Annotated in this window: 26 protein-coding genes; 7 read left to right on the forward strand and 19 right to left on the reverse strand. The window is 70.4% G+C overall.

From position 1 onward, the window contains the following. Window position 1 precedes the first annotated feature (1 nt). From ABDJ40_RS19990 to ABDJ40_RS20000, 3 genes are all read right to left on the reverse strand, one after another. Window positions 2-529: an SRPBCC family protein gene (locus ABDJ40_RS19990; protein WP_347612294.1), complete on the reverse strand. Its 528-nt coding sequence runs from the start codon at window positions 527-529 to the stop codon at window positions 2-4. Further along, window positions 526-951: a YciI family protein gene (locus ABDJ40_RS19995; RefSeq protein WP_269631286.1), complete on the reverse strand. Its 426-nt coding sequence runs from the start codon at window positions 949-951 to the stop codon at window positions 526-528. Before ABDJ40_RS19995 ends, ABDJ40_RS19990 begins: the two co-directional genes overlap by 4 nt. A 102-nt stretch (window positions 952-1053) precedes the next feature. Beyond that, window positions 1054-1410 carry a YciI family protein gene (locus tag ABDJ40_RS20000; protein WP_269631287.1) on the reverse strand — a complete coding sequence of 119 codons (357 nt, stop codon included), beginning with the start codon at window positions 1408-1410 and terminating at the stop codon, window positions 1054-1056. A 223-nt stretch (window positions 1411-1633) separates the two neighbouring features. On the opposite strand from ABDJ40_RS20000, the gene ABDJ40_RS20005 reads away from it, so the two are divergent. From ABDJ40_RS20005 to ABDJ40_RS20020, 4 genes are all read left to right on the forward strand, one after another. Beyond that, complete coding sequence (locus ABDJ40_RS20005; protein ID WP_347612295.1) at window positions 1634-2710, forward strand: S1/P1 nuclease; 1077 nt, start codon at window positions 1634-1636, stop codon at window positions 2708-2710. 98 nt (window positions 2711-2808) lie between these two features. Further along, complete coding sequence (locus ABDJ40_RS20010; RefSeq protein WP_347612297.1) at window positions 2809-5382, forward strand: sensor domain-containing diguanylate cyclase; 2574 nt, start codon at window positions 2809-2811, stop codon at window positions 5380-5382. A 61-nt stretch (window positions 5383-5443) separates the two neighbouring features. Further along, the gene (locus ABDJ40_RS20015; protein WP_347612299.1) at window positions 5444-5896 is read left to right on the forward strand and encodes a hypothetical protein; all 453 of its coding nucleotides are present in this window, start codon (window positions 5444-5446) and stop codon (window positions 5894-5896) included. Next, a complete protein-coding gene (locus ABDJ40_RS20020) occupies window positions 5893-6804 on the forward strand; it encodes a DUF2145 domain-containing protein (protein WP_347612301.1) in 912 nt (303 codons plus the stop codon). The genes ABDJ40_RS20015 and ABDJ40_RS20020 overlap by 4 nt, the downstream gene beginning before the upstream one ends. Here the strand turns inward: ABDJ40_RS20020 and ABDJ40_RS20025 are convergent, their stop codons facing one another. Further along, window positions 6805-7260, reverse strand: a complete 456-nt coding sequence (locus ABDJ40_RS20025) for a hypothetical protein (protein WP_347612302.1) — start codon at window positions 7258-7260, stop codon at window positions 6805-6807. Between the two features lie 33 nt (window positions 7261-7293). On the opposite strand from ABDJ40_RS20025, the gene ABDJ40_RS20030 reads away from it, so the two are divergent. Next, window positions 7294-7446 (forward strand): DUF3149 domain-containing protein, encoded by a 153-nt coding sequence (locus tag ABDJ40_RS20030; protein ID WP_269631293.1) that lies wholly within the window; start codon window positions 7294-7296, stop codon window positions 7444-7446. A gap of 34 nt (window positions 7447-7480) precedes the next feature. Here the strand turns inward: ABDJ40_RS20030 and ABDJ40_RS20035 are convergent, their stop codons facing one another. The 5 genes from ABDJ40_RS20035 to ABDJ40_RS20055 form a co-directional block, all read right to left on the reverse strand. Continuing rightward, window positions 7481-7903: a group I truncated hemoglobin gene (locus ABDJ40_RS20035; RefSeq protein WP_347612304.1), complete on the reverse strand. Its 423-nt coding sequence runs from the start codon at window positions 7901-7903 to the stop codon at window positions 7481-7483. A gap of 39 nt (window positions 7904-7942) precedes the next feature. Then, on the reverse strand, window positions 7943-8848 hold the full coding sequence (locus ABDJ40_RS20040; protein WP_347612306.1) for a DUF3034 family protein: 906 nt from the start codon (window positions 8846-8848) through the stop codon (window positions 7943-7945). A gap of 37 nt (window positions 8849-8885) precedes the next feature. Further along, on the reverse strand, window positions 8886-9332 hold the full coding sequence (locus ABDJ40_RS20045; RefSeq protein WP_347612307.1) for a VOC family protein: 447 nt from the start codon (window positions 9330-9332) through the stop codon (window positions 8886-8888). A 185-nt stretch (window positions 9333-9517) separates the two neighbouring features. Then, entirely contained in the window at window positions 9518-11656 is a 2139-nt protein-coding gene (locus ABDJ40_RS20050) for a TonB-dependent receptor family protein (RefSeq protein ID WP_347612309.1), read from the reverse strand. Between the two features lie 85 nt (window positions 11657-11741). Continuing rightward, the gene (locus ABDJ40_RS20055; RefSeq protein ID WP_347612311.1) at window positions 11742-12380 is read right to left on the reverse strand and encodes a DAHP synthetase I family protein; all 639 of its coding nucleotides are present in this window, start codon (window positions 12378-12380) and stop codon (window positions 11742-11744) included. A gap of 454 nt (window positions 12381-12834) precedes the next feature. Between ABDJ40_RS20055 and ABDJ40_RS20060 the strand changes: the two genes are divergently transcribed. After that, window positions 12835-13983 (forward strand): CaiB/BaiF CoA transferase family protein, encoded by a 1149-nt coding sequence (locus ABDJ40_RS20060; RefSeq protein ID WP_347612313.1) that lies wholly within the window; start codon window positions 12835-12837, stop codon window positions 13981-13983. Window positions 13984-14057: 74 nt separating this feature from the next. On the opposite strand, the gene ABDJ40_RS20065 is transcribed toward ABDJ40_RS20060, so the two are convergent. The 5 genes from ABDJ40_RS20065 to ABDJ40_RS20085 are packed head-to-tail and all read right to left on the reverse strand — an operon-like array spanning window position 14058 to window position 19643. Continuing rightward, window positions 14058-15347 carry an OprD family outer membrane porin gene (locus tag ABDJ40_RS20065; protein WP_347612315.1) on the reverse strand — a complete coding sequence of 430 codons (1290 nt, stop codon included), beginning with the start codon at window positions 15345-15347 and terminating at the stop codon, window positions 14058-14060. Window positions 15348-15384: 37 nt separating this feature from the next. Then, window positions 15385-16299, reverse strand: coding sequence for a c-type cytochrome (locus tag ABDJ40_RS20070; protein ID WP_347612316.1), 915 nt, complete (start codon window positions 16297-16299; stop codon window positions 15385-15387). A gap of 6 nt (window positions 16300-16305) precedes the next feature. Further along, the gene (locus tag ABDJ40_RS20075) at window positions 16306-18042 is read right to left on the reverse strand and encodes a pyrroloquinoline quinone-dependent dehydrogenase (protein WP_347612317.1); all 1737 of its coding nucleotides are present in this window, start codon (window positions 18040-18042) and stop codon (window positions 16306-16308) included. Next, window positions 18039-18542, reverse strand: a complete 504-nt coding sequence (locus ABDJ40_RS20080; RefSeq protein ID WP_347612318.1) for a LeuD/DmdB family oxidoreductase small subunit — start codon at window positions 18540-18542, stop codon at window positions 18039-18041. Before ABDJ40_RS20080 ends, ABDJ40_RS20075 begins: the two co-directional genes overlap by 4 nt. A gap of 48 nt (window positions 18543-18590) precedes the next feature. After that, the gene (locus ABDJ40_RS20085; protein WP_347612319.1) at window positions 18591-19643 is read right to left on the reverse strand and encodes an isocitrate/isopropylmalate dehydrogenase family protein; all 1053 of its coding nucleotides are present in this window, start codon (window positions 19641-19643) and stop codon (window positions 18591-18593) included. Window positions 19644-19729: 86 nt separating this feature from the next. Between ABDJ40_RS20085 and ABDJ40_RS20090 the strand changes: the two genes are divergently transcribed. Further along, window positions 19730-20761: an aldo/keto reductase gene (locus tag ABDJ40_RS20090; protein ID WP_347612321.1), complete on the forward strand. Its 1032-nt coding sequence runs from the start codon at window positions 19730-19732 to the stop codon at window positions 20759-20761. Here the strand turns inward: ABDJ40_RS20090 and ABDJ40_RS20095 are convergent. From ABDJ40_RS20095 to ABDJ40_RS20115, 5 genes are read right to left on the reverse strand one after another with little or no spacing between them, the layout of a single operon-like run. Continuing rightward, window positions 20733-22061, reverse strand: coding sequence for an MFS transporter (locus ABDJ40_RS20095; RefSeq protein WP_347612322.1), 1329 nt, complete (start codon window positions 22059-22061; stop codon window positions 20733-20735). The genes ABDJ40_RS20090 and ABDJ40_RS20095 overlap by 29 nt on opposite strands. Further along, on the reverse strand, window positions 22058-22930 hold the full coding sequence (locus tag ABDJ40_RS20100; protein ID WP_347612324.1) for an alpha/beta fold hydrolase: 873 nt from the start codon (window positions 22928-22930) through the stop codon (window positions 22058-22060). The genes ABDJ40_RS20095 and ABDJ40_RS20100 overlap by 4 nt, the downstream gene beginning before the upstream one ends. Continuing rightward, the gene (locus ABDJ40_RS20105; protein ID WP_347612325.1) at window positions 22927-24291 is read right to left on the reverse strand and encodes a hypothetical protein; all 1365 of its coding nucleotides are present in this window, start codon (window positions 24289-24291) and stop codon (window positions 22927-22929) included. The genes ABDJ40_RS20100 and ABDJ40_RS20105 overlap by 4 nt, the downstream gene beginning before the upstream one ends. Before the next feature lie 10 nt (window positions 24292-24301). After that, on the reverse strand, window positions 24302-25549 hold the full coding sequence (locus ABDJ40_RS20110) for an ATP-grasp domain-containing protein (protein WP_347612327.1): 1248 nt from the start codon (window positions 25547-25549) through the stop codon (window positions 24302-24304). Between the two features lie 21 nt (window positions 25550-25570). After that, on the reverse strand, window positions 25571-26836 hold the full coding sequence (locus ABDJ40_RS20115) for a 3-isopropylmalate dehydratase large subunit (RefSeq protein ID WP_347612329.1): 1266 nt from the start codon (window positions 26834-26836) through the stop codon (window positions 25571-25573). Window positions 26837-26849 lie beyond the last annotated feature (13 nt).

Below are 26849 nucleotides of genomic sequence, written 5' to 3' on the forward strand. Positions count from 1 at the left end.
CTCAGTGTTGTTCCGCGATCTGCTGCAGGTTCTTCAGGCCCTGCTCGAAATCCGTGCCGACCATGCGGTCCATGTTGAAGATCAGGCCCATCAGCTTGCTGAGGTAGGGGCTGGGGCCTTCCATGGCCCAGCTCAGCTCGCAGCTGCCGTCGGCCTGCGGCTGGATCTGGAAGAGGGCCTGGTTGTGGGCCTCGAAGGGCTTGATGAAGTCCAGGCGCAGGCGCACCTCGCGCCCGGGCTGCAGGCCGGTGATCTCCATGCTGCCCTGGCCCAGCTCCTTGCCCTGCCAGCCGTAGCGGGCGCCGATGCCGGCGGCCGGCCCGCTGTACTCGCCCTGGGCGCCCGGCTCCTTGCGCAGCCAGGGGTTCCAGCGGTTGAACTGGTGCAGGTCCTGGATCAGGCCGTAGACCGTATCGGGCGGGGCCTGGATGCGCAGGCGGCGCTCGACGCGGAAGTGGTCGGGCCGGAAGGCCGCCGCCACGAGCACGCCGGCCAGCAGCAGGACGATGAGTCCGATCATCTTGATCATGCCTGGCCTCCCTGGCGCTCCGCTTCCAGGGCCTTGAAGCGCTGGATGCCTTCCAGCTCGGCGAAGTCGTCCAGGTCATACAGCGGCCGGACCTCGATGCAGCCTGCCTGCCCCTCGCCGAAGGGCGCCGGGAAGCGGCGCGCCCATTCCAGGGCTTCGTCGCGGCTGCGCACCTGGATGAGGGTGTAGCCGGCGATCAGCTCCTTGGACTCGGTGAAGGGGCCGTCCAGCAGGCGGCTGCCCTCGGGGCCGTGCTCGATGCGCCAGCCGGCGCTGCTGGGCTTGAGGCCCGCGGCGTCCAGCAGCACGCCGGCGCGGGAGAGCGCCTCGTGATAGGCCGCCATGTCCAGCATCACCTGGGGGTCCGGCGTGCCGCCGGTCTCGCTCTGCGCGGTGGCGCGCACCATGATCATGAATCGCATGTCCGTCTCCTGTGGCGGGCCGCCCCATGCGGCCTCATGCCTGTACGACGAAGGCGGTCCACGCATTTCGACAGCGGGCCAGCAATTTTTTTGGCGCAACCGTCAGAGGGCGTCCTCGAAGCAGGGGCCCACGCCGCGCACCTCGATCGTTGCCCACTCCGCCGCCGGGCAGCGCGCGGCGATCTCCAGCGCGGCCTCACGCGTGGGCACGTCCAGCAGGAAGAAGCCGCCGACCAGTTCCTTGCTCTCGGCAAAGGGGCCGTCGGTGATGCTCAGGCTGCCGTCGCGCTTCTGCACGCGGCTGCTGCGGCCCGACAGCGACTGGCTGGCCAGCAGCTGGCCGCGGGACTGCAGCTCGGCACCGAACTGCAGCATGCGCTCGTAGACCTGCTCGCCGGCATCCCGGCCGCGATCGGCCCGCTGGCCGTGGGGTTCGAGGATCAGCAGCATGTAGCTCATGGGCGCGTACTCTGGATGAAAGAAGGATGGCGCATTGTGCGTCCTGCGCCACGCCATCGGCCGCCCCGGGGATCCACCCCTGGCGCAGGCATGGACTTGGTCGAGAATCGCCCCTCAAGGAAACGCCGGACCGCCCAAGTTTCCCTGGCCCCCTCGGGGGACCTGGCACGCCGTGGCAGGTTGGGGGGCGGTCAGCAGTCAAAGCAGTCAAGGAAGTCTCGCCATGCCGTACGCACCGTCCCGTCATCCGAATGCCCTGTCCACCGTGGCAACCGCCTTCGCGGCCCTCGCCCTGGCCGTCGGCCCCCAGCAGGCCGCCCACGCCTGGGGTGCCACGGGCCACTCGGCCGTCGGTGACATCGCCGCCCAGCTGATCAAGGGCACGCGGGCCGAGCGCGAAGTCAACCGCATCCTCGGCGGGGTGAGCCTGCACGACATCGCCGTCTGGCCCGATTGCGTCAAGGGCATCGACCCGGCCAAGGACTTCCGCTACACCGTCACCGGCCGCTACCCCGAGTGCGCCCCCTTCGAGAACAAGCCCGAGGAAGAGGCCCTCATGCGCGACTACGTCAAGCGCAACAACGAGGGCTGCGGACCCAGGCCCGGCGAGGAGAGCTGCCACAAGCAGTACCACTACACCAACCCCGCCCTGGAGCGCGGCCGCTACAGGCCGGGCTCGGTGGGCACCAGCGACCACGACATCGTCTATGCCCTCGAGGCCGCCCGCCAGCGCCTGGCCGGTGGCACCGTGCCGGGCCCCTTCGCCCTGCAGACCGAGCGCGAGGCCCTGGCCCTGCTGGTCCATGACCTGGGCGACGTTCACCAGCCCCTGCACGTGGGCTCGGTCTACCTCGACGAGAAAGGGCAGCGGCGCGACCCCGACGTCCAGGGCGACGACCCGCAGGCCCGCACCGTGGGAGGCAACGCCCTGGCCGTGATGGGCCCCACCGGCCCGGGCGGCAATCTGCACGCCTACTGGGACAACGCCCCGGGCAAGCTGAGCCCCGAGCAGCTGGCGGCCCTGCCGGCCGCCGCCCGCCAGGTGCCGGCCATGGCCGCCGATCCCGCCCAGTGGCCCGCCTTGTGGGCCAGCGAGACCATGGTCGAGGCCGAGACCGCGTACGCCGGCCTGCAGTTCGGCGAGCGCCAGTCCAGCCTGCGCGGCTCGCGCTGGGTCGTGACCCTGCCCGCCGACTACGAGGCGCGCAGCCAGGCCCTGGTCCGCCAGCAGCTGGCGCGCGCCGGCGCCCGCCTGGCCCAGCTGCTGCAGACGATCTGGCCGGACGCCGCCAAGCCCTGACGCAAGGGCCCCGGTCGTGAAGCCTGCACGCCCCCCGCCCGCGGGGGAGGGTGGGGAGGCCCTTTCAAGGGGGCGTGGTCATGACCGATGATCGGGCCATGATTCCCGCCCCTCTTCGATCGGACGAGGACCGGGCCCTGGCCGCCCTGCGCGCCCTGCAGGTGCTGGACAGCCCGCCCGAGCCGGAGTTCGACGCCCTGGTCCGCACGGCCGCCCTGGTCTGCGGCGTGCCGGTGTCGGCGATCAGCCTGATCGATGCGCAGCGCCAGTGGTTCAAGGCCCAGGTCGGCCTGAAGGGCCTGGACGAGGCCCCGCGCGAGACGGCCTTCTGTGCCCATGCCGTGCTGGGCGAGACCGTGTTCGAGGTGCCCGACGCCCGGCTGGACCCGCGCTTCGCCGACAGCCCGCTGGTGCTGGCCTCGCCCCACATCCGCTTCTATGCCGGTGCGCCGCTGAGGCTCAGCGGCGGCGAGCACGTGGGTGCGCTGTGCGTGATCGACCGCGAGCCCCGCCAGCTCGACGATCAGCAGCGCGAGGTCCTGCAGCAGCTTGCCCTGGCTGCCAGCCAGATGCTGGAGGGGCGTCGCGCCCTGCGCATCGAGCGCCACGCCATGGCCGAGGCCTCGCGGGCGGCCGCCCTGCTGCAGCACAGCGCCGACGCCATCCTCAGCATCGACACGCAAGGCCTCATCCGCCGGGCCAATGCCGCGGCCGAGCGGCTCTTCGGCGCGGCGCCGCTGCAGCTGCGGGGTCGCTCGCACGACTCCCTGGTGCCGGAGTCCTTCCGGGCCCGCGAGCAGAACAACCGCCAGGCCCTGGCCGCCGGCGAGGCCCTGAGCCACGAGAGCGAGCGGCTGCGCCTGGACGGGCAGCGCCTGCTGGTCTCCGTGACCCTGGTGGCCGAGCACGACCTCGACGGCGGCGAGATCGGGGTCACCGAGTTCATCCGCGACATCACGGCCCGCGAGGAGGCGGCCCAGGCCCTGGCCCTCAGCGCCGAGCGCTTCCGCAGCCTCAGCGACTGCGTGCCCGTGGGCGTCTTCCAGGTGGACCGCGGCGGGCAGTCGGGCTACACCAACGAGCAGTGGCGCCAGATCTACCAGATCGCACCAGCCCAGGTGAGCCACGAGACCTGGCTGTCGCGCATCCACCCCGAGGACCGCGAGCGCGTGCGCCAGGCCTCGCAGCGCAGCCAGGGGGGCAAGGAACCATTTGACGAGACCTACCGCGTGGTCTGGCCCGGTGGCGAGGTCCGCCATGTGCGCAGCCGGGCCCAGGAGCTGCAGAGCCTGCGCGGCGAGCCCCTCGGCTTCGTGGGCATGGTGGAGGACATCACCGAGCGGCGCGTCTTCGAGGCCCAGCTGGTGCAGGCCCGCGACCAGGCGCGCGCCGCTGCCCAGGAGGCGCTGGAGAACGCCCGCCTGCTGCGCAACATCACCGATGCCGTGCCCGGCCTGGTGGCCTACTGGCGACGCGACCTCAGCTGCCGCTTCGCCAGCCGCTCCTTCGAGGAGTGGTACGGCCGAAGCCGCGAGGACATGCTGCGGCTGAGCGTGCCTGACGTCCTGGGACCCGAGGCCTACGAGCGCACGCGCCCCTACCTCGAGGGCGTGCTCGCCGGGCAGGTGCAGACCTTTGAGCGCAGCATCCGCCGGCCGGACGGGCGCTTGGGCCAGATGCTGGTCCACTACGTGCCGGACACCGACGCCCGCGGCGAGGTGCGCGGCATCTTCGCCGTGGCCAGCGACGTCAGCAGTCTCAAGACCGCGCAGCGTGAGCTGCAGCTGGCGGCCTCGGTCTTCAGCGCCACGGTGGACGCCGTGATGGTGACGGACGCCCAGGGCCTGATCCTGTCGGTCAACCCGGCCTTCACGGCCATCACCGGCTTCGAGCCCGCGGACGTGATGGGGCGCTCCGCCGACGTGCTGGGCCGCGACGACCGGGCGCTGGAGGCCCAGGCCCGGGAGGCCCTGCGCACCCAGGGCCACTGGCAGGGCGAGCTGTGGCGCCGCCGCAAGAGTGGCGAGGCCTTCCTGCAGTGGCTGGACCTGAGCGTCATCCCCGGCGATCCCCTCACCGGGGCCGAGGAGCGCCAGCTGCACGTCTTCAGCGACGGCACCGAACAGCGGCGGCGCGACGAGCGCCTGCAGCACCTGGCCTTCCATGACGCGCTGACCGGCCTGGCCAACCGCAGCCTGCTGATGGAGCGCCTGGGCCGCCTGCTGGGCCAGACGCACCGCGAGCGCCGCGAGCTGGCCCTCATGTACATGGACCTGGACGGCTTCAAGGCCGTCAACGACAGCGTGGGCCACGCCCAGGGTGACGCCCTGCTGCGCCAGGTGGCCGCACGCATGAGCACCCTGGTGCGCGACACCGACACCCTGGCCCGCCTGGGCGGCGACGAGTTCGTGCTGCTGCTGGACCAGGCCGCCGGACCCCAGGAGCTGGAGCTGGTGGCCGGGCGCCTGATCGAGGCCGTCAGCCAGCCCATGGTGCTGGCGGGGCAGAGCGTGGTGGTGGGCGTGTCCGTGGGCATCGCCCGCTTTCCCCAGCATGGTCGCACCGTGGAGGGTCTTATGCGGGCGGCCGACCTGGCCATGTACGCCGCCAAGGCCGCGGGCCGCAACTGCTGGCAGTTCGCCCCCGACGAGACCCCGCTCGCGGCCTCCTGATCGCGCAGGCGCTATGCTGGCCGGCATCCGGAGTTCGCCCTCCTTCGCCTGCCTGATCATCATGTCCAAGCCGCTTTCCCTCCTCGCCGTCCTGACCCTTGCGGGCCTGACAGCCTCGCCTCTGGTGGCTCAGGCGGACAGCAGCTCGGTGTCCTCGATCTCGGCCGGTGCCTCGCAGTCGCTGGGCAGCGTGTCCGACTCCATCCAGGGTTCCAGCAACAGCTCCACCGGCCGCCGGGTGGCGGCGGGCGAGTACCGCGTGGTCGAGATCGCCGCCCTCGAGGACCGCCCCGGCCTGGAGCGCGTCCAGCTGGAAGGCGAGGGTGGCCGCTTCAGCCTGCTGCTGCCGGCCGCCCTGCGCGAGCGCGAGGCCCTGCGCAGCGGGGACCGCATCGCCGTGAGCGCGCCCGCCTATGGCCTGGCCTTTGCCCGCGTGGGCGCCCGGGAGCCCTTCTTCCTGGCCCTGGAAGAGGGCTGGCGCCATGAATTCCAGCGCCGGGCCGTGACGCTGTGAACCCGGCCTGGCGCCGCGGGCTGCCGGCCCTGGCGCTCCTGCTGGGCCTGCTGGCACCGCTGGCGAGCCGGGCGGCCACGGAACTGCTCTGCGCCCGCGAGCGGGAGGCCACGGCAGCCGAGCAGGCACGGGCCCTGCGCTTCAGCGCCGCCCTGCGCGAGCTGATGGAGGCCGGCGGGCAAGACCTGGCCCTCATCGCCCGCGATGGCCTGGACCTGCGCCGCTGGGGCCAGCGCTACTCCCACGCCGGCCTGGCCCTGCGCGACAACCCCGCCGGCCCCTGGGCCGTGCGCCAGCTCTATTTCGACTGCGACAGCGGCCGCCCCCGCCTGTTCGACCAGGGCCTGGCCGCCTTCGTGCGCGGCAGCCAGCGGCCCCAGCAGGGCTTCATGGCTCTGCTGCTGCTTCCGCCCGAGGCCAGCGCCGCCCTGCATGCGCTGGCCCTGGACAACGCCCGCGCCCTGGACCTGCTGCATCCGGCCTACAGTGCCAATGCCTATGTCTACGGCCTGCGCTACCAGAACTGCAACCAGTGGCTGGCCGAGCTGCTGGCCGCGGCCTGGGGCGGCGCCGGCGACCGTGCCCAGGCCCAGGCCCAGGCCTGGCTGCGCGAGCAGGGCTATGCCGGCACGGTGCTGCAGCTGCCCGGCCGGCCCTGGCTGTGGCTGGCGGCCCTCAGCCCCTGGCTTCATCTGGCCGAGCATCCGGATGAAGACCTGGCCGCCGCGCGCCAGCGCATCAGCCTGCCGCAGGGCCTCATGGACTGGCTGCTGCAGCGCTTCCCCGCGGCACGCCGGGTCGACCTCTGCGAGTCGGCCGAGGGGCTGATCCAGCGCGAGGGCGGCTTCGCGCCGCAGGCGGCCTGCGAGCTGCAGCCCGGGGACCGCCTGCTGGCCGCGCCGGGCTAGCTAGCGCGGTCTGCGCAGCAGGCGCAGCTTCCAGCCGGCTTCTTCGTCCGGGGTCATCAGGGCGTCACCGGCCCGGCGCGGGCCGACGCGGCCATTGGCCTCGATGCTCACGACGATGCGGCACAGATGGCTGCGCCCCGAGTGGAATTCACAGCGCACGGCTTCCAGTGACACGATGCGCACCAGGTGCGGGCGCGCCTGTGCTGGCCCCAGCTCCTCGAGGATCTCGGCATTGCTCGCTGCCACGTGGCGCCGGTAGGCCTGCTCGACTTCGGCCAGGCTGGGCACAGGCACCGGGCGGCGCTCCCAGGGCTCGGCGGGGGCCGGCTGCAGCGCGGTCGCCAGCAGCAGGGCGGCGCCGGACTTGAGCCAGCGCAGAGCCCGGCCGGGCCGGCCGGCAAGGGCCGTCCTGCGTTTGCGCCAGGGCAAGGACAGCGCCCCGGCTGAGGCCTTCAATGAGGGTTCCAACAACGACCTCCGGACTCCACCATGAAAGCATTCGAGCTGCTGTTCACCAGCGACGTGGGCCTGATGAGCCTGACCGTGCTGACCATCACCCTGGGCATGGGCGCCTTCTACCTGCGCTACTTCCTCAAGCACATCAAGGACGACGGCGCCGCCGCCGCCCGGCAATCGCGCTGAGGCCTCCGGCCGGCCGTGACAGGCCGGGATGCGCTCAGCGGGTGACGATGTCCCGGTGCATGGGCGCCAGCAGGGCCAGCAGACGGCCCTGCGTGGCGAAGGGCACGCCGGCGGCGTCCAGCGCATCCTGCAGGTCTTCGACCAGGGCATTGAAATGGGCCAGGTTCAGGCCCATGGCCGCGTGCGCGTTCTTCATGGTCTCGCCCTCGTAGCGGCAGGGCCCGCCTGTCACCGCGCACAGCTGGTCCACCAGCTGGGTGCGCAGGAACTTGAGGTTGGTCTCCTTGAAGAAGTCCTTGATGCGGGCGTCCTGCGTGGCGCGCTGCAGCAGGCCGTCGACCACCGCCTCCAGCGCGGGCTTGCCGCCCAGCTGGGTGTAGAGGCTGTCGTCGGCGCGCGCGGGCATGGCCTGCAGGGCGCACAGCAGGGCCAGGGCGAGAGGGGCAAGGGCTTTCATGCGGCAGCAATCCCTGTTGATGGTGGCTCAGTCCCTGAGCTAGTAGGCGATCTGGGCCGAGAGGTAGAGCCCGGTCTGCCGGCGCGGCACAACGCCGGGCACGATGGCGCCCAGGTCCACATAGGCGGCGGTCAGCGAGAACTGCTTGCTCGGCGCCCAGGCGATGAACAGATCCTTCCAGTCCTGCTCGGCCAGGCCCGCGCCCAGGGCCGAAGGGTTGAGCTTGTCCGGCTTGGCGCGGTACTCCACCCCCACGGCCAGCCGCCGGTTGACCAGGTAGGCCATGGACAGCTCGGGCCGCAGGCTGAAGCGGCTGCTGGCCGTGCCGCCGAAGCCCAGCAGGCCGTTCTGGTTGGCCCGGGTGGCGCGCAGCGTCAGGTTCAGCAGGGTGCTCTGGCGCAGCAGCAGTTTGGTGGCGCTGAGGTAGAGCTCGGTGTCATTTGCGCGGGTGCCCAGGCTGGCCAGCGTGGGGGCGAGATCGCCCGCATGGCTGCGCTTGTGCTCCAGGCCCAGGCTCAGCTGGGGCATCCAGCGGTCGCTGTCCAGGATGGCATCGCCGGCGATGCGCCATTTGGCGCCGAAGATGTCCTGCTTCAGGTGCAGGCCCGGCAGGCCCAGGGCGGTGCCGGTGGGGCCGGTGCTGAAGTCCTGGCGGGCGAGGGACAGCTCGAAGCGGTCGTGCAGGCCCAGGGCCGCGCCATAGACTGTCAGGCCGTAGTCCTGGGTGTGGACCCGGGTGGCGAAGGCGGTGGCGCCGACCTCGCCCGGCGCGGCATAGCTGCCGATGAGGGCCCAGGGCGTGAGGCCGCCGCCGGCCGCGCCGTCGATGCTGCTGACGCCGCCCGTGAGGAGCAGCTTGCCCTGCGCCTGCGCCGTTCCCGCGATCAGCAGGGCCAGCAGGGCGGTGGCGGCAAGGGAGGAAGGACGGTGGAAGCGGGCCGGCATGACACTCCTTCGAAGCTGCTGCGCCGGCCCCGGTGGATCACCAGCTGCCGGTATTGGGCATGGACACCCAGGGCTCGGCAGGAGCCAGGGCGGGTCCATTCTGCAGCAACTCGACGGAGATGTTGTCGGGGGATCGCACGAAGGCCATGCGGCCGTCCCGGGGCGGGCGGGAAATCGTCACGCCGTGGTCTGCCAGGCGCTGGCAGGCGGCGTAGATGTCGTCCACGGCAAAGGCCAGGTGGCCGAAGTTGCGGCCGCCGGTGTAGGTCTCGGTCGTGCCGTCGGGGGCGGGCCAGTTGTAGGTCAGCTCCACCTGGGGCTGGAAGGGGCCGTCGGCGTTGCCCGGAGCGGCCAGGTAGACCAGGGTGAAGCGGCCGGTCTCGTGCTCGGTGCGGCGCACCTCGCGCAGGCCCAGGGCGTCGCGGTAGAACTTCAGGGACTGGTCCAGGTCGGTGACGCGGACCATGGTGTGCAGGTAGGACATCATGGCAGTGCGGGCAGGGGGGTGCCGGAGTTCGAGCCGCTATTTTGAAGGGACTCGCCCGGGCCTGCGCAAGCAGTCCCGAACCACCCTTTGAAAACACCGGGTACGGCGGGGTCAGGTGTTGCCGCTGCCGCGGCCCTTGCCTTCCTGCTGACGCCGCCCTCTCGCGGTGCCGGACGCCTGGCTCACAGGCGCCGGGTCCATCGCACTGACAGCGACAGCGTGCGCGGCGCTCCAGGCTCCAGGAAGCGGCCATTCCCGTCGTTGACGATGACGGTGCCGGCATAGGCCCGGTTGAGCACGTTGTCCACCCGGACCTGGGCCTGCCATTCGCTGCCATCGTCCATCGCGAGGGTCCGGCTCCAGCGCAGATGGGTGATGCCAAAGCCGGCGGCGGACACGGGGCGGGCGTCGCTGACTGGGGTGCGGGACTGGCCGCGCCACTCCATGCCCAGCTCGCCCGGCATCCACCGCGGCTGCCAAGCGACGCCCACCCAGGCCGTCCGCGCCTGGGTCCCGACGAGGCGCTGCCCCGAGGCAACCTGGACCTTGGGCAGGCTGGCGCTGGGGCAGGGCGCGCCGGTGCAGGTCTCGAAACCATCCCTGTTGCTGGCGCTCAGGGCGGTCCATGCCCAGCTCAGGCGCCATCCCGGGTGGAGCTGCCACTGTCCGCTGAACTCGGCGCCGTACCTCAGGGTGCGTCCGATGTTCTGGTAGGTCGCCCGCCCGGCCGCGTTGCTGAGCACGCCGATTTCGTCCGTGGTCCGGGTGTGGAACAGCACGGCGTCCCATTCGAGCGCGGCTGTCCTGTACTTGCTGCCCAGCTCGCCCTGGGTGCTGCGCTGGCCCTGCAGTGTCCGGTTGAAGCCGCCGTCCCCCGGTCCGTAGGCCAGCTCGGCCAGCGTCGGGGTTTCGTAGCCCCGGGCCAGGCTGGCGTACAGCTTCCAGTCCGGCCGCAGGGCATAGCCCAGGGCCGCGGTCGGGTTGGTGTAGCTGAAGCGGCGGCGGCCGGAGTCGTCGATGTTGCCGGGCGGTACCACGTAGGCGTCCCGCACCTCGACGTCCAGGTGCCCGGTGCGGGCCCCGAGGGTGGCGCTCCAGGCCGGGCTCCAGTCGTAGCGGGCCTCGAAGAACAGGTCGGCGGTCGCGGCCTGGTTCCGTTCGTCGCGACGCAGGGCGCCCATCGTGCCCAGCACGAGTGCACGGTCGACCCGCGTGAAGTTCTCATAGCCTTTGCGGGCGTCGTCCTGGCGCTCCAGCGCGGTGCCCACCACCAGCTCCGCTGCGCCGGCGCCGAAGCTCGCCTTGGCCTCCAGCCCTTCGTAGTGCCGGTCCACCTGCACGACGCCGCCGCCATGGCGCGGGTTCGCCTGCGTCGCCGCCGGGATGGCCAGGAACTGCAGGATGCCGCGCGATCCCGCATAGGCGGCCAGCGAGGACTGGCGCAGCGGCCCGCTGTCGTGGAAGTCATGGACCCAGCTCATGCCCAGCTGTCGCTGGTGGACCGACTTGCGCGTGTCGAACTGCAGCGCCTCAGGTGTCGTCGCGTGAGGATCGATCCCGGCGGGCGGGAAGGGCAGGCCCAGCGGATCCTGCGCGTCCTGCTCATGCTGGGACAGCGCGACGTTCAGGCGGTCCTGCTCGCCCTGCCAGCCCAGGCGCAGGTGGGCGAGCTGGCGCGTGGCCGCGCTCTGCGGTCGGAAGCCGGCGACATGCAGCCGGGAGGCGCTGGCCTGCAGGGTCAGTGCACCCGCCGGCGAAGGCAGTGGCGATGCCAGGGCCACCCGGGCCTGGTGGGCGCCCTCGCTGTTGCCGTCGACGTTGAGTTCGAGCCGGCGATCGCGGATCGCCTGCGAAGTCAATGCGATGACGCCGCCCGAGCTGGCCCCGTAGAGCACCGCGTGCGGGCCGCGCACCACCTCCAGCCGCGCGGTACCTGCCAGGTCGAAATGCGCCACCTGCCCCTGCCCATCAGGCATGGTGGCGGGGATGCCGTCCGTGTACAGGCGCAGACCGCGCACGCCGAAGCTGGAGCGCGCGCCGAAGCCTCGGGAGCTGATCTGCTGGTCCTGTGCGTAGTTGCCCCGGTCGGCGACGAGCAGACCAGGCACCCGCGCCATCGCCTCGGCCAGGTTCCACATGGGGCCGGACTGGCGCAGCGCCTGCGCATCGACGACGCTGACGGCGAAGGGGACGTCAAGCTGCTTCTGGTCCGTGCTGAGGCCTTTCACCATCACGGGGGTCTGGACCTCGACATCCGCCGAGGCCGAGGGGACGCACAGCCAGAGCGTGCAGGGAAGGAAGAGACAGGCAGTAGACCTCATGGGGCAAGCAGCGGCATCGAGAGGAGGCGCGTCGTGGGACGCGGGAGCAAAGGGGGGCAGCGCGTGGCGGGTCCTGGGCGGCCCGCTAGGCCAGGGAATGCCAGCGCTCGTGCAGGCCGCGGATGTCCTGCAGCAAGGTCTTGCACCGCTCCCAGCGCAGCGCCGATTCAGGTTCCGCCTCGCCGGGTTCCAGCCCGGTCGACACCGTGAGGCCCAGGCCGATGAGCCGGCCGTCCGTCGTGCCCTCGGCCAGCGCCTTCACCGCTGCATCCGCGAGGCGCGCGTCGCCGGCGCATTCGAGGAACACCGCTCCCGGCAGGCCATGGTCGCCCAGCTGCGCCACCCGGCCTGCCACGCCTTCCAGCGCCTGCAGATCTTGCAGGCCGCTCACCGCGACGTGGCAGTCGGGGTTGCCGCGCGTCTGCACCGTGGCACAGCCGCCGCTCGGGCCCAGGGCGATGAAGTGGTGCGGACGGGACGCCGCGCGCACGGCGTCCACGGCCACCTGGATGGACTGCTCGTGGGTCCTGCAGTTGAAGCCCACCGCCGACGGCAGGCCCGAGGCCAACTCCCGATGCACCTGGCTCTCCGTGACGCTGGCATCCAGGGACGACCACGAGGCGAGGTCATTGAAGTACTGCCAGGACAGAGGGTCGTCCAGGTACAGCGCCAGCGGAAGCCCGGTGTCCAGCGCGTCGATCATCTTGCGGCGCGCCAGATACATCAACTCCTCCGGGTTCCTGCCAGACGCGCAATTGACCAGCCAATTCCGCAGATCAACGCCCAGCATCAGCTCGGCGCTGCCAGCGGCTGCGAGACGCTCCTCTCGCAGCCGCCAGGCGAATTGCATGAAGGCGGACGAGGTGCACACATCGGGCCCTCGGACGACCACGAGCGGGCGCCGCTCGGCGCCCCTCAGGCGCCTGCCCACGGCGGACCGGGACTGCGCCAGCAGCTGACGTGCGGCCTGTCCATCGAGAGGGAACGCGTTCTTAACGTCCAAAGGTGACGGGATTGCTTTCATGCTATCTTGCTCGCTTGTTGTCGCCGCATCGGCGACCTTGCTGTTGTCCAGGCATCCCGGCGCCCGCCCGGCCGGTCCTGCGCTGCAAGTCCGGCGGAGCCTCCGTGTCGGCTCCGGTGCCAGCCAAGAAAACCTCCTGCTCCACAAGCACTCCATGGAAACCACCGAGCGCAGCGCATTGCCGCTGGAAGGCCTTCGCGTCATCGAGTTCACGCACATGGTGATGGGCCCGACCTGCGGGCTCATCCTGGCTGATCTGGGCGCTGAGGTGATCCGCGTCGAGCCTCCGGGCGGCGACAAGACACGCCAGCTGCCCGGTCTGGGCATGGGCTTCTTCCGCAGCTTCAACCGGAACAAGAAGAGCATCGTCCTGGACATCCAGACGGCCGAGGGCCAGGCCACGGCCCGTGATCTCATCGGGCAGTGCGATGTGCTGCTCGAGAACTTCAGGCCGGGCCTCATGGCGCGCTTCGGACTGGATTACGCCTCGCTGTCCGCCTTGCATCCCCGGCTGATCTATGTGTCCCACAAGGGCTTCCTGCCCGGCCCCTATGAGCAGCGCACGGCGCTCGATGAAGTCGTGCAGATGATGGCGGGCCTGTCCTACATGACCGGGCCGCCGGGCCGGCCGCTGCGGGCCGGCACCAGCGTCAACGACATCGCCGGAGGCATGTTCGGCGCCATCGGTGTGCTGGCGGCCCTGCACGAGCGCGAGCGCACCGGCCGCGGCCAGGAGATCCAGAGCGCGCTGTTCGAGAACTGCGTCTTCCTCGTGCAGCAGCACATGCAGCAGTACCTGATGACGGGTGAGCCGCCGCCGCCCATGCCGGCACGTGCGGCGGCCTGGAGCGTGTACGACATCTTCACCGTCGCGGGTGACGAGCAGCTCTTCATCGCCGCGACCAGCGACAAGCAGTTCCAGGCGCTGTGCCGCGTGATCGGCCGTCCTGACCTGGCCGAGGATCCGGCGCTCGCGAGCAATGCCCTGCGCGTGGCGGCGCGGCCGCACATGCTGGCGCAACTGGCCGAGACGCTGGCCACCTTCCGCAGCGATCCGCTCGCCGAGGCGCTGGAGAAGGAGGGCCTGCCGTATGCGCGCATCATGCGCCCGGACCAGCTCTTCGACGATCCGCACCTGATCGCCAACGGCAGCCTGGCGGACATCACCACCGACGAGGGGAGCGCCACCCAGGTGGTGCTGCTCCCGGTGCTGATGGGCGGCCGGCGCCCCGGCGTGCGCTTCCCGCTCGCCAAGGTCGGCGAGCACACGCAGCAGGTGCTCTCCGAGCTGCTGGGGCGCTGAAGGCAAGCGCCCAGCGGGCCGGGCGCTGGGCGCCGGGTGTCGGCAGGGCGGGGTGAGGGCGAGCATGGCGGCGCTCAGAACTTCTTGTCCACGGTGAACTTGACCTCGTAGAACGGGTCTTCCGAATAGCGCTGCGTGCTCCAGTGCTGCATGGCGATGAGCTTCAGGCGAAGCTCCCTGGCCCAGCTCGGCGGCGCGGCATATTCCAGGTAGAGACCCGCCTCGCGGTGCTTGCCCTGCACCGGCTGCCCCTGCTTCCAGTAGAGGGCATGCAGGGCCGCATCGGGACTCCGGAACGGCTGCGCGCCCACCGAGGCATCGGCACCCCAGCCCTGGCCGCGCCACAGCGTGGCCTTGAGGCCCGCCAGGCCGACCCCCGCGCCATCCAGCGAGAAGCTCAGCATCAGCGAGCGCTCGTTGGGGGCGTTGTAGTCGGCACCATAGGCATTGGCCAGGGCGATGCCCCAGGACTCGCTGAGGTAGTCAAAGAACTGGTCGCCTTGGATGTGCTGGAAACCGAGGGTGACGCTGTAGGGGCCGCGGGTGGGCGACAGCGAGAAGCTGTAAGCATTGGTATGGATCCGACCTTGCAGGGCCCGGCCCGTGCTGCGGGTGAAGTAGGCCGCGACATTGCCCTTGAGCTGCAGGACCTGCGGGTCTCCGACCCCGGCCGCGCCCGACGCGAACCACTGCGTCCAGACATCCTGGGCATGGGCGGCGTACAGCGAGCCGCTGCGGCCGTCCTGCGCTTCGTAGGCGACGCCGACGAAGTCCAGCCGCCGCACGGGCGTGTTGCCGTAGGTGGTGGTCAGCGGCGTGCGCGCCGCCATGCCACGTGCATACACGGAGTCCACCGACCCGAGCTCGACCCGCCAGTTCTCGGCCGGGGTGTAGACGCCGGCCAGTCCGCGGAAGGTGGGCGGCAGGCCGCGGTTGTCCTTGCTTTCCAGGTAGGGATTGCTGTAGGTCTGCACGCCGTAGCGGAGGAGGTAGTCGTCCCCCTTGAGCCGCACGCCGTACTCGCCCAGGTAGGCCCAGGCCGGCTGGTCCGAGCGGGTCCAGTCCGTTCTGATGTGCGCCATATTGCCCGCCGTGCTGCTGCTGCCCACGTCGGCCCCCACGAAGAGGCTCGCGTTGAAGCCCAGACCGGCCGGCCCGGGCGTGAGTCCGCTGTCCATCAACACGCGCAGATTGGCTGTCAGCGCATGCCGACGGAGCACGCCCTCGATGTCCTGCACATCGGCGAAGCTGCGGAAGTGGTAGCTCACGCTGCCGCCCTCGAAACCCGGCTTGCCCGGATCTGTCGGCGTCTCGCTGGCCATCGCGAGGGCTGACCAGAGCGCGAGGGCGGGCAGGGTCAGCACCCGACAGGCGAGAGGGGAAGGTGTCCGTGGCCTCACGTCACTGCCCTCCGGGCGCGCTGGCCCCGGTCTGCGCCTTGCGAACCGGCTTCGTGCCGGCCAGGTCATGGGACTGGAGATAGGCGACGACATCGCCCAGCTCGTCGGCCGAGAGCGGCGGGCGGCCGTGCACCGGCAGCGCGGACGGCGCCAGCGCCTGCTGTTCGGCGAGGGCCGAGGTGGCGAACCAGCGCTGCACGACCGGGAAGTCACCGACATCGGCGATCTGGACGACGCCTGGCGAGGTCGACTGCAGCAGGCCGGATGCGCTGCTGCCGTCGCGCAGGGTCAGCCGCACGGCGCGGCTCTTGCCGTCCTTGGCGGGCGCGGGGTTCGTGATGGCCTCGCTCAGCTGCTTCGAGGTCCAGTTCGCTGCGCCCGTGAGGTCCGCCGCCGAGACGCCTCCGCGTCCGAAGTAGGTATGGCAGGCGGCGCAGCGATGGTCGCGTGCGGTGTCGAAGAACAGCCGCTCGCCTCGCCGCTCAGCAGCCTGACGGGTGTCGTCCCGCTGGCGGTCGGCGGGGCGCAGGGCCACGGGCGTGGCCGCGCCCGTGGGCGTGGCGGTCCTTGCGGTGGCCGCCGCGGGCGGCCGTCCGGTGATGAAGCTCACCATCAGCGAGATCTCGGCCGGGCTGAGCTCCTGGGCGAAAGCCCGCATGCGCGTGCCGGGGATGCCCTTGGCGAGGACGTCCGCAATGCGCTCCGGCGTCAGCGAGCGGCCGCGCAGCGCCGGCCCGCCGGCGCCGGTGCCGTTCGTTCCGTGGCAGTGGGAATTGCCGCAGCTGCGATTGAACAGCTCGGCGCCGTCGACGCGAGGGCCGGTCTTGGTATCGACCGCCAGTGCGGCGACCGGCAGGCAGAGCAGGGCGGCCGCGCCCGCCAGCGACCCAGACAGTGAAGTGAGGAGTTGACGCATGGTGGGCTAGCGATGGGTGTTGCCGTCGAGGGCGAAGACGAACAGCGTGGACGCGCCGCGGGGCACCTGGTGCGCCTTCTCCGGCCAGAGCTTGGGCACGAGGTAGGAGGCCTCGACGCCGGCGCCGGAGCCGAGTGCGACGTACTGCCGGCCGTTCACCGAGAAGGTGATGGGCGAGCTCGTGATGGCGCCGCCCGTGGGGAAGGACCACAGCTGCTCGCCGGTCTCCGCATCGAGGGCCCAGGCATTGCCGTATACGTCGCCGCCGAAGAGCAGGTCGCCCCCGGTCGCGAGGAGGGAGGACAGGTTGATGGAGTCCGTCGGGCGGGCCCACTTGCGCTGTCCGGTGCGCGGATCGAAGGCGCCGATGAAGGGCGCATGGCCCTCGGCACGCACGAGCTCGGTGCTGCCCGAGAACCACCAGGCGCCTTCCTTGGCGGGCACTTCGGGGCGCACGGTCACGAGCCCGCAGATCTCGAACGAGGTGTTGTACCAGAGGCCGGTGCGTGGGCTGTAGGCCGAGTGGTTGACGCTGCGCGAGCCGAAGTTGCTGGGGCAGACCAGGGTCGGGTGCTCGGTCGACGGCACCAGCGGTTTGACGGGGCGGCCGCGGGGATCCAGCCCGCCGCTCCAGTTGATGGACTCGGCATGCGACCAGGCATTGAGGAGCCGGCCATCACGCCGGTCCAGCACATAGGTGTAGCCGCTCTTGTTCGGGTGGACCACGGCGGGGATGCGCGCACCGCCGGCCTCGTCGACGAGGTCGATCAGCACCGGCTCGAAGATCGCGCCATAGTCGTACAGGTCATGCGGCACCTCCTGGTAGTGCCAGCGCAGCTGTCCCGTGTCCGCGTCCAGCGCCACCAGCGAGGCGGCGTAGAGGTTGTCGCCCTTGCGATGGCCGCCGTAGTAGTCCGAGGAGGGATTGCCGACGCCCCAGTAGATGAGGTTGAGCTGCGGATCGAAGGAGCCGGTGTACCAGGCCGCTGCGCCGCCGAAGCGCCAGGAGTCGCCGGCCCAGGTCTCGCTGCCAGGTTCGCCGGGTGCGGGAATGGTCCAGAAACGCCAGCGGAGCTTGCCGGTCCGGGCGTCGAAGGCATGGATGTAGCCGCGGTTCTTGTTGTCTCCGCCACTGCTGCCCACGACGACCATGTCCTTGACCAGCAAGGGCGCAGCGGTGATGTTGCAGCCGCACTGCCGCGGATCCACCGACTGCACCGACCAGCGGGGCAGGCCGGTCGCGGCGTCGAGTGCGACGACGTGGTTGTCCAGCGTGCCGATGTAGACCTGGCCGTAGGCGACCGCCAGGCCGCGCACGCCTTCGAAGATGTTGTCGGTGTTGCCGAGCTTGTGCTCGTAGGTCCACTTCAGCTGACCGTTGGTGGCATCGAGCGCGAACACCCGGTTGCGCGGCGCATGCAGGTACATGACACCGTCGACGACTACCGGGGCCGAGGTCAGGCCCGAGGTGGAGCCTGTCGCGAAGGCCCAGGCCGGCGCCAGCCGCGCAACATTGCCGCGGTTCACCTGGTCCAGCGGGCTGTAGCTCCACGCCGCCTGGCTGCCGTAGTAGCTCAGCCAGTTCTGTGGCTCGGCGGCGGCCTGGGCCAGGCGCTGGCCATCGAGGCCCGCCACGCCAGCTGGCTCGGCCGCGCCGGCGGTCCACGCCGAGGCCGCGAGGGCCAGCAGGGCCAGCCAGTTCTTGGCCGCCGAGTGCACGGCCTGTCTCTGCCCTCGGCTCATCCGGCCACCCCGTTCGCGGTGGCCTGGTAATAGCCGATGAGGCCGCCATGCTTGAAGATGGCGTCGATCGGGTGGGGGAAGCGCGGAATCTCGAAGCGGGCGCCGGACCTGCCGACGAGGCAGGACCCCTGCTCGAAGTCGATGTGCAGTTCGTCGCCGGCCAGCACCTCGTCGACGAGCTCGGGGCACTCGAACAGCGGCAGGCCGATGTTGATCGAGTTGCGGAAATAGATGCGTGCAAAGCTGCGGCCGATCACGCACTGGATGCCGGCCCCGAGGATGGCCAGCGGGGCGTGCTCGCGCGAGGACCCGCAGCCGAAGTTGCGGCCCACCACCAGGATGCTGGCGTTGGCGGCCTTCTGGTGGAAGTCCGGGTCCAGGTTGGCAAAGCAATGCTTGCCCAGCTCGGCGGCATCGGTGCTGCCGCAGTAACGCGAGGGGATGATGACGTCGGTGTTGATGTCGTCACCGTAGATCAGGGCTCGTCCGGAAATCTTCATGATGTCTTGATTGCTGAGTCGAAATGGAGGTGGGGTGAGGCGGGTGGCTCAGGCGCTGAGCTGGCGGCGCACGGCCGCGCCGAACGCCGCCGTGCTGGCCTGCCCGCCCGCGTCGCGGGTCCGCAGGCCTGAAGCCACGGTGGCGGTGACGGCCTGGACCATCCGGTCGTGCGCCGTCTTGAGGCCGTGGTCGCGCAGCAGCAGCGCGACGCTCAGCAGCGCGCCGGCCGGGTTGGCGAGGCCCTGGCCGGCGATGTCCGGCGCGCTGCCGTGCACGGGCTCGTACAGCCCCAGGAAATGGGGGTGATCGGGATTGCGGTTGGCGGAGGGACTGAAGCCGATTCCGCCGGCCATCTGCGCGGCCAGGTCCGAGAGGATGTCGCCGAAGAGATTCGAGGCCACCACCACGTCGAAGCGGCCCGGGTCGCGCACGAGCTCCATGCAGGCGGCGTCGATGTACATGTGCCGGGCCTCGATGCCGGGGTGCTCGGCGGCGACGTCGCGGAAGACCTCGCGCCACAGAGCGCCGGCGAACTTCATCGCATTGCCCTTGTCGCAGAGCATCACGCTGCGCCGGCCTTCGGTGGCCGCATGGCGGAAGGCGCAGCGCACGATGCGCTCCACCGCTTCACGCGTGAAGATGGCGTTCTCGATCGCCAGGACGTTGCGGCCGCCGCGGGACAGGAGGCCGCCGCTGGCGGTGTAGACATCCTCGGTGTTCTCCCGGAACACCACGCAGTCCAGCAGCTGCTCGCGGAACAGGCCGTTGAGCGCTCTGAACGCATAGGGGCGGTAGTTGACGTAGAGGTCCAGCTCCTGCCGCAGCCGCAGCAGGATGCCGCGACCGTAGGCGTCGTCCCGGATGCGCGGGTCGCCGACCGCGCCGAACAGAACGGCGTGGTAGTCGTCGCGAACGCGCCCGACGAAGGCGTCGGGCAGCAGTTCGCCAGTGCTCAGATAGTGGTCGGCGCCGAAGGGGAACTCGTCAACGGACAGGTCGACCCCTTCCTGGTCGCACAGCAGGCGAAGGGCCTGCAGGGCCTCCGACAGGACTTCGGGTCCGATGCCGTCTCCGGCGATGGCTGCAATCTTCAAATTCATCTCAGGCGCTCCAGCGCGTGCTTGTGGTTGCTAACGATCTGATGTGATGATCCGGGCCCGGCATGTCCATGAAAGGAACTTCCTCTATGCAACGTCGTTGGCTGGGCGATCACGCCCTTTCCGTGCCCGTCCTGACCCTGGGGACGGCGAGCTTTGCGCCTGGCGCCTGGTCGGGAGGCGACGTGGCCGAGGCCCGGCGGATGGTCGACATCTGTCTGGATGCCGGGCTCAACATGTTCGATACCGCTGACGTGTATTCCGGCGGCAATGCCGAGCGGGTGCTGGGCCAGGCGCTGGCCGGCCGGCGGGACCGGACCCTGATCTCGACCAAGGTCGGCCTGCGCAGCGGCCCGGGACCGGACGAGGTGGGCGCCTCCCGCCGGCATCTGCTGGCCGCGGTGGACGGCATGCTGCAGCGCCTGCAGACCGACTACATCGATCTGCTGCAGCTCCATTCCTTCGATGCGCTGACGCCCGTCGAGGAGACCATGGAGACCCTGGACGGCCTGGTGCGCGCCGGCAAGGTGAGGCAGCTGGGCGTTTCCAATTTCGCGGGCTGGCAGCTGATGAAGGCGCAGTCGGCCGCCCTGCACCGCGGCTGGCAGCCTTTGGTGGCGCACCAGGTCTACTACTCGCTCATCGGCCGTGACTACGAATGGGAGCTGATGCCCCTGGGCCTGGACCAGGGCATCTCGGCCCTGGTCTGGAGCCCGCTGGGCTGGGGACGGCTGCGGGGCGGCACGGCCGCTGCGGCCGGCGCGCGCCACCAGGAGCAGACGCCCCCCTACGCGCCGCCGGTGTACGACGAGGCCCTGCTGCAGCGCGTGCTGGCCGCGCTGGGCGATGTCGCGCGTGACACCGGTAGGAGCGAGGCGCAGGTCGCCCTGAACTGGCTGCTGCAACGGCCGACCGTGGCCAGCCTCATCATCGGCGTCAGCAGCGAAGCACAGCTGCGCAGCAACATCGAGGCCACCGGCTGGTGCCTCGACGATGCGCACATGCGTCGGCTGGACGAGGCCAGCGCCCCGTCGGTGCCCTATCCGTATTGGCATCAGCGCGCCTTTCCTGAACGCAATCCCTTGCTGCCGTTCATTGACCCGCCTGCTGCGCATCGTTGACGCGCAAGGCCAGGCCGCCGGTGACCGACAGCAGGAGCGACAGGAGCACGATGCCGCCTGCCAGCAGGGCCACCATCAGCCCCAGCACGGCGGCCTGCCCGCTGCCCCACGGCGCGGCGATCCACGACTCGCTCGCGACCAGCGGCGCGAAGAGGCGCTGCGACAAGGGGATGGACAGCAGCACGGCCACCGGCGCCAGCGAGGACGCCACCATCGAGCGCAGCGAGAACACGCGGCCCTGGTAGACCAGAGGCACGGACGACTGCCAGGTCGTCTGGCTGGCTGCATTGACGGCCGAGGCCAGCAGCCCGATGCCGAATGCGCAGACGTAGAGCATGAAGTCGACCCGGCTGAGGCTCCACACGACCATGGTGGCGGCCTCGGCGGCGATGCCGGCCAGGATGACGCGGTTGAGGTCCGTGCGCTGCCCGATCCGGCTGAACACCAGCCCGCCGATCAGCACACCCAGCCCATCGCCCGCAAAGCACAGGCCGAGGACGTGGGTGTTCGCGAAGGAAAGGACATACGGCGACTGCGTGACCACGAACACCGAGAAGGCGAAGTTCGCCGCGGCGAAATAGCCCAGCAGCCGGCACAGGTCCGGGCGTCCGCGTAGCCAGGCCAGGCCCTCCTTCATCTCGTGCCACAGGCCCTGCAGCGCCCCCTGGCCGGGTTTGCGCGCGGCACTCGCCGACGCGGGCTCGTCGAACCTGATCATCACCAGCGTGCACAGCAGCAGGACGTAGCTCAGTGAGGTGAAGGCGAGGATGGTCCCCATGCCCATCCACTGCAGGATCGCGGCGCCGGTGACGGGGCCGGCCATGACCGTGATGGCCCGGCAGGATTCGGCGATGCCGTTCACGCGACCCAGCTGCGGCGCAGGCGTCAGCAGGGACACCGCAGCGCCCAGCGCCGGCCAGCGGAAGGCCTCGGCGGTGGCCAGCACCACCATGGCCATCCCGACCAGCGGCACCTGGAGCTGACCGGCCTGCAGGGCCAGCCAGGCGGCGGCTGTGGCCGCCAGCGCTGCCAGCTCGCAGCCGATCAGCACCGTCTTCTTGGGCAGGCGATCGACCCAGACGCCCGCGAGCGGCGAGACCAGCACGCCCGGCAACATCGCCAGCACGGCCAGCCAAGCGAAGATCTCGTAGGAACCGGTGGTCTTGTAGACCCAGACGTCCAGCGCGAAGGTGGTGAGCAAGGCCCCGAACGCGCTGATCGACCGCCCGGAGACGAGCACGTACACCGGGAGCAGGGAAGGAGTCGGCCCGGTCAGGGCCTGTTGGGTTTGCGTGTTCATGGGAAGGACCGGTGAGGGACGATGGGGTCAGGTCTTGCTGGCTGTGGGTCCAGCAAGGCGGCCAGGGTGTCGACATGCGGCCGACGGAGCATGGAGAAGTGGTCGCCCTGCACGGTGTGCACCCGCGGAGGCTGGTCGAAGCCCGGGTGCCATTGCGCGTCGCGACGCGGCAGTCCGCACTCGGCGAAGGTCATGTCCGAGGCCAGCACCAGCGTCGTCCGCGCACCCGGCAGGCGAGCCTCAGGCTGGAAGCGGAAGCCGGTGTAGTGGCGGAAATGCAGCAGGCGCGCGGCGATCTCCCGCGCCGGCAGGAAGAGCCCATGGCGTCGAAGGGCGATGCTCAGGCGCTCCGGCGCATCGTCCCAGCCCAGGTCCTGCAAGTCGGCGAGGGCCGGGGCCAGGGCGGGAAGCTGCTGCACCATCGCCGCGACAAAGGCCTGCAGCGCGCCATGCGCACCGGCCTCGGCGTCCAGCAGGGGCTTGTCGGGCCGGGGGAGGTAGGCGTCCACGATCAGCAGCTGCGACCAGGCCTGCAAGTCCAGCAGGGCAGCGACCTCGTAGGCGACAAAGGCCCCCGCTGAATGGCCGACCAACCGGTATGGCGGCGGCAGCTCACGCAGGGCCTGCACGAAGGCCTCGGCCACGTCGGCGAGCCGTGGCGATGCGCCCGACTCGTCCGGGGTGAAGTCGAAGGCCTGGAAAGCATGCACATGCCACCGGCCCGCGCAGGCCTGGGCCAGCTCGGTGAACTGCCCGTGACCCGCCCCGGCACCGGCCATGCAGACCACATGGCCTGCCTCAGCCGGCGCCTCGCTGCGGAAGCGGTGCAGCCGGGCCGGGCGGACGGCGAGCGACGCCAGGGCCGTCATGCGCGCCTCGCCAGGGCCACGCCCATGCGCGCGCCGCGCGCCGCGTTGATCACGGGCACCACGCCGTCGCGGGCCGGCATCAGCCGCAGGAACACCGCGGCGTCCCGGTTGCCGAAGTACATGGGACCGGCGCAGACCTCGTACCTGACGGGCGCACCGCCGCAGTCGACCTCAAGCCGGAACAGCTCGTGCACCGTCTCCTGCAGCACGCAGGGCTCGCCGCTGGCCAGTGCACGATCCAGCTCGGCACGCCATTGCGCGTCCGTGCAGTTGGCGCCCACCACGACACCGGCGCCGCCGAACTGCCGCGTCGGCTTCAGCACCAGGGACTCGCGCTGCTCGAGGGCCGTCGACAGGCGTTCCTGGCGCAGCCGCTGCGTGAGCGGCAGGGTCCGGGCGATCAGCTGGCGCTCAGCGTCCGACCAGTGCCTCGCGTACTCGGGCGAGGTCAGCAGCTCCAGGTTGCACTTGTTGTCGAAGAGGATGTTGACCGGCGGCGCGATGAAGTCCACCAGGCCGGCCGCATCAGCAGCCACCAGGTCCAGCACCAGGCGACGTGGCACCTTGAAAGTCTGCAGTTCGGAGAAGGTGAAGGCCGTGAACACCAGGTCCACGCGCTGCTCGCCGAAGTAGACGCCGTCGTCCCGCACGCACAGATCCTGGACATTGCCCTTGCAGTGGCGGAAGCCGCTGTCGCGAATGCCCTGGACGAAGTCCGCATGCTGGGCATTGGCCTGAGCCACCTCGGCGGGATCTGCCAGGGCCTCGAAGAACAGCGGCTCGACGCCTTGCCCGCGGCGCGCGGCACTGGCGCGGGCCACAGCGCGCACGGCGTCGCCCCAGCAGGCGAGGGTGTCGGGCGCCTGGGCCTTCACTCCTTGCCCGGCCAGGTGCCGGCCAAATGGCGAGGCGCGGAACTCCGTCACCATGCGGTTGCAGTCGGCAATGCCGCCGATGGGCGGCGCGATGTTCATCTCGACGATGCGGAAGGCCTCCGGCGTCAGCAGGCAGTCGGGCCGTGCGAAGCGGGTGGCGACCTCGATGCTGCGCGCCGTGCACATTGGCAGCAGGAAGGCGGCCTCATCATCCGGGCAGCCCTGGAAGCGCAGCCAGGCGGCGTAGTCCCCGCCGTAGATCCGCTGTGGGATGGAGAGGATCAGCGCCAGCACCGCGCGTCCCGAGTGGACGAGATCGTCCAGGAACGAGGCACTGAACAGGGGCAGGGGATAGATCACGGGCTCGTAGCGCGGCGACACCCGGTGGAACTGCGCCTGGAAGCCGGCGTCTTCGGCCTGGAGATCGCCGGCCTGAGCGCCGTGCTCGCGCCACGCGAGCTGCTGGAGGGGATCGATGGGATTCATGCAGCCTCCTTCAAGCAGCCAGAGCCGCGGTCGCGGTGGACGCCGCCGGTGCCTGCGGCGGCTCCACTTCGATCCGCACCTGCGCCATGGCGGCCTCGACGCGCGCCACCGCCTGCTCCCGCGTGGGCGCCTGGACCAGGATGTAGCCCATGCGATCGCCGGAGTGGCGCAGTGGACCGACCTCCTTGCCTACGGCCAGCGAATGATCCACACGCACGACGCCGGGCATCTGGCGGGCCTCCTCGATGCCCTCCAGCACCGACACGCGGCCTGGCGGCAGGTGGAAGAAGCGGATGGCCGCTGCCGACGCCGGCTGCTCGGGCAGCGCGGGGAAGTCGCCGGCAAAGCCTTGCAGCGTCGACGTGAACAGGTCCACGCCATGCACGAGTTCGACGATCTCGAAGATGCGGTCGCCGCCGGTGCGCGTGTGCGTCTCCACGAGCCGCGGTCCGTCGGCGGTGACGATGATCTCGGTGTGCGAAGGGCCATGGCGATGGCCGACCGCCTCCAGCACACGCAGCGTCATGGCCTCGATCTGCGCCAGGGTGTCCGCCGGCAGGCTGGAGGGATGCGTGTGCCCCAGCTCCACGAAGTTGGGTGCGCCCGTGGTGATCTTGTCGGTGGTGCCGAGGATGCGGTGCTGTCCGTCCCAGCTGATGCCCTCGACACTGACCTCCGGACCCACCATGTACTGCTCCACCAGCACATGCGCATGCGGGTGCGTACGCAGAATGCGATCGACCGCCTCGGCCACCTCGGACGCCGCGGTGAGCTTGCGCACGCAGTCGCTGCCCGAGGCGTTGACCGGCTTGACGATGACCGGCCACCCGACCTTCGACGCGAAGTCCAGCACCTCCTGCGCCGAGGACGCCAGCGCGAAGGGAATGGAGGGGATGCCTGCATCGACGAGGCGCTGTCGCATCAGCCCCTTGTCCCGGGCCAGCTCCACCGCGGCCAGCGGGTTGCTGAAGAGCTGCAGCCGGTCGCCGATCCTGGCGGCGTTCAGCACGCCGTACTCCTGGAAGGAGATGACCGCATCGAAGGGCTGCTCGCGGTGCATCGCGCAGGCGACTTCCACCACTTCGGGGCTGTTCATCGGCAGGGTGGCGAGGTGGTCAGCCACCTCGAAGTCGCGGGTCTTGAGGTCGCTCTTGCGCTGGATGACGGTGAGGTCGAAGCCGCAGGCCTTGGACTTCTCGAACAGGTCCGTCCAGCCGCCAATCATCAGGAGTCGCTTGCGCGTCATGTTGCTGTTCATGTTGCGGATTCCATCCAGGGCTCAGAGATCGTCCGGGCTGCAGATGTAGCCCTTGAGTGCCGAGGCCGCGGCCACGTAGGGGTTGCACAGGTAGACGCTGGCCGAGCTGGAGCCCATGCGGCCGACGAAGTTGCGGTTGGAGGTGGAGAGGCACACCTCGCCATCGCCCAGGATGCCCATGTGGCCGCCCACACAGGCGCCGCAGGTGGCCGGGGTGATCGCTGCGCCAGCGCGTGAGAAAACCTCCAGCAGGCCATTGGCCGCCATCTGGGTGAAGATGTCCTGGGTGCCGGGCGTCACGATGAGGCGGACGTCCGGATGGACGTCACCGCGGCTCAGGATCTCCGCGGCCTGGCGCATGTCCTCGATGCGGCCGTTGGTGCAGGAGCCGATGAAGACCTGATCGATCTTGACCGGCTGCGAGGACAGCGCGGAGACCTCGCAGACGTTGTCCGGCGTGGACGGGCGCGCGACCAGGCACTTCAGGGCGCTGATGTCCAGCTCGACCACCTGCGCGTAGTGGGCGTCGGGGTCCGCGTGCACCGCCTCGATGGGGCGGTGACTGAACTTCGACAGGAATTCGCGGGTCACGTCGTCCACGGGGAAGGAGGCCGCCTTGGCGCCGGCCTCTATGCCCATGTTGCAGATGGTGATGCGATCGGAGATGGAGAGGTCCGCCACGCCTTCGCCGGTGAACTCGATGCTCTCGTAGGTCGCGCCGTCGATGGTGAGCCGGGCCAGCAGCGCCAGCGCGATGTCCTTGCCCTGGACGTAGCGGCCCTTGCGCCCGTGCAGCACCACCTTGATGGTCTGCGGTACGCGGAACCACAGCTTGCCTGTGGCCAGCGCGTAGGCGAAGTCGGTGCTGCCCACGCCCGTGCCGAAGGCGCCGAAAGCGCCGTAGGTGCAGGTGTGGCTGTCCGCGCCGATGATGAGGTCACCGGGGAAGGTCAGCCCCGCATCGGGTAGCACGTGGTGGCAGATGCCGCCTCGGCCCACCTCGAAGTGATGCGCGATCCCGTGCTTGCGTGCGAACTCGCGCGTGACACGCGAGGCGTTGGCCGAGACGATGTCCTTGGCCGGCACGTAGTGGTCCTGCACGAGCACCACGCGTTCCGGATGGGCCACGCGACCGCCGAACTTTTCGAACTGCTTGGCCGCGATCGGCAAGGTGCCGTCCGTCGCCATCATCAGGTCGATGTCGGCGAACACGATGTCACCGGGCTTTACGGATCGACCCGCATGTTTCGAAAGTACCTTCTGTGCAAAAGTCAAACCTGTCATCATCGCCTACCGTTTT

The sequence above is a fragment of the Roseateles flavus genome (assembly GCF_039872765.1).
Lineage (GTDB): Bacteria > Pseudomonadota > Gammaproteobacteria > Burkholderiales > Burkholderiaceae_C > Roseateles_B > Roseateles_B flavus.

What these genes read in the sequence shown, in the direction of transcription:
- ABDJ40_RS19990 (WP_347612294.1), bottom strand. Translation starts at nt 529, where the DNA reads ATGATCAAGATGATCGGACTCATCGTCCTGCTGCTGGCCGGCGTGCTC.
- ABDJ40_RS19995 (WP_269631286.1), bottom strand. Translation starts at nt 951, where the DNA reads ATGCGATTCATGATCATGGTGCGCGCCACCGCGCAGAGCGAGACCGGC.
- ABDJ40_RS20000 (WP_269631287.1), bottom strand. Translation starts at nt 1,410, where the DNA reads ATGAGCTACATGCTGCTGATCCTCGAACCCCACGGCCAGCGGGCCGAT.
- ABDJ40_RS20005 (WP_347612295.1), top strand. Translation starts at nt 1,634, where the DNA reads ATGCCGTACGCACCGTCCCGTCATCCGAATGCCCTGTCCACCGTGGCA.
- ABDJ40_RS20010 (WP_347612297.1), top strand. Translation starts at nt 2,809, where the DNA reads ATGATTCCCGCCCCTCTTCGATCGGACGAGGACCGGGCCCTGGCCGCC.
- ABDJ40_RS20015 (WP_347612299.1), top strand. Translation starts at nt 5,444, where the DNA reads ATGTCCAAGCCGCTTTCCCTCCTCGCCGTCCTGACCCTTGCGGGCCTG.
- ABDJ40_RS20030 (WP_269631293.1), top strand. Translation starts at nt 7,294, where the DNA reads ATGAAAGCATTCGAGCTGCTGTTCACCAGCGACGTGGGCCTGATGAGC.
- ABDJ40_RS20035 (WP_347612304.1), bottom strand. Translation starts at nt 7,903, where the DNA reads ATGAAAGCCCTTGCCCCTCTCGCCCTGGCCCTGCTGTGCGCCCTGCAG.
- ABDJ40_RS20040 (WP_347612306.1), bottom strand. Translation starts at nt 8,848, where the DNA reads ATGCCGGCCCGCTTCCACCGTCCTTCCTCCCTTGCCGCCACCGCCCTG.
- ABDJ40_RS20045 (WP_347612307.1), bottom strand. Translation starts at nt 9,332, where the DNA reads ATGTCCTACCTGCACACCATGGTCCGCGTCACCGACCTGGACCAGTCC.
- ABDJ40_RS20050 (WP_347612309.1), bottom strand. Translation starts at nt 11,656, where the DNA reads ATGAGGTCTACTGCCTGTCTCTTCCTTCCCTGCACGCTCTGGCTGTGC.
- ABDJ40_RS20055 (WP_347612311.1), bottom strand. Translation starts at nt 12,380, where the DNA reads ATGTATCTGGCGCGCCGCAAGATGATCGACGCGCTGGACACCGGGCTT.
- ABDJ40_RS20060 (WP_347612313.1), top strand. Translation starts at nt 12,835, where the DNA reads ATGGAAACCACCGAGCGCAGCGCATTGCCGCTGGAAGGCCTTCGCGTC.
- ABDJ40_RS20070 (WP_347612316.1), bottom strand. Translation starts at nt 16,299, where the DNA reads ATGCGTCAACTCCTCACTTCACTGTCTGGGTCGCTGGCGGGCGCGGCC.
- ABDJ40_RS20075 (WP_347612317.1), bottom strand. Translation starts at nt 18,042, where the DNA reads ATGAGCCGAGGGCAGAGACAGGCCGTGCACTCGGCGGCCAAGAACTGG.
- ABDJ40_RS20080 (WP_347612318.1), bottom strand. Translation starts at nt 18,542, where the DNA reads ATGAAGATTTCCGGACGAGCCCTGATCTACGGTGACGACATCAACACC.
- ABDJ40_RS20085 (WP_347612319.1), bottom strand. Translation starts at nt 19,643, where the DNA reads ATGAATTTGAAGATTGCAGCCATCGCCGGAGACGGCATCGGACCCGAA.
- ABDJ40_RS20090 (WP_347612321.1), top strand. Translation starts at nt 19,730, where the DNA reads ATGCAACGTCGTTGGCTGGGCGATCACGCCCTTTCCGTGCCCGTCCTG.
- ABDJ40_RS20095 (WP_347612322.1), bottom strand. Translation starts at nt 22,061, where the DNA reads ATGAACACGCAAACCCAACAGGCCCTGACCGGGCCGACTCCTTCCCTG.
- ABDJ40_RS20100 (WP_347612324.1), bottom strand. Translation starts at nt 22,930, where the DNA reads ATGACGGCCCTGGCGTCGCTCGCCGTCCGCCCGGCCCGGCTGCACCGC.
- ABDJ40_RS20105 (WP_347612325.1), bottom strand. Translation starts at nt 24,291, where the DNA reads ATGAATCCCATCGATCCCCTCCAGCAGCTCGCGTGGCGCGAGCACGGC.
- ABDJ40_RS20110 (WP_347612327.1), bottom strand. Translation starts at nt 25,549, where the DNA reads ATGAACAGCAACATGACGCGCAAGCGACTCCTGATGATTGGCGGCTGG.
- ABDJ40_RS20115 (WP_347612329.1), bottom strand. Translation starts at nt 26,836, where the DNA reads ATGATGACAGGTTTGACTTTTGCACAGAAGGTACTTTCGAAACATGCG.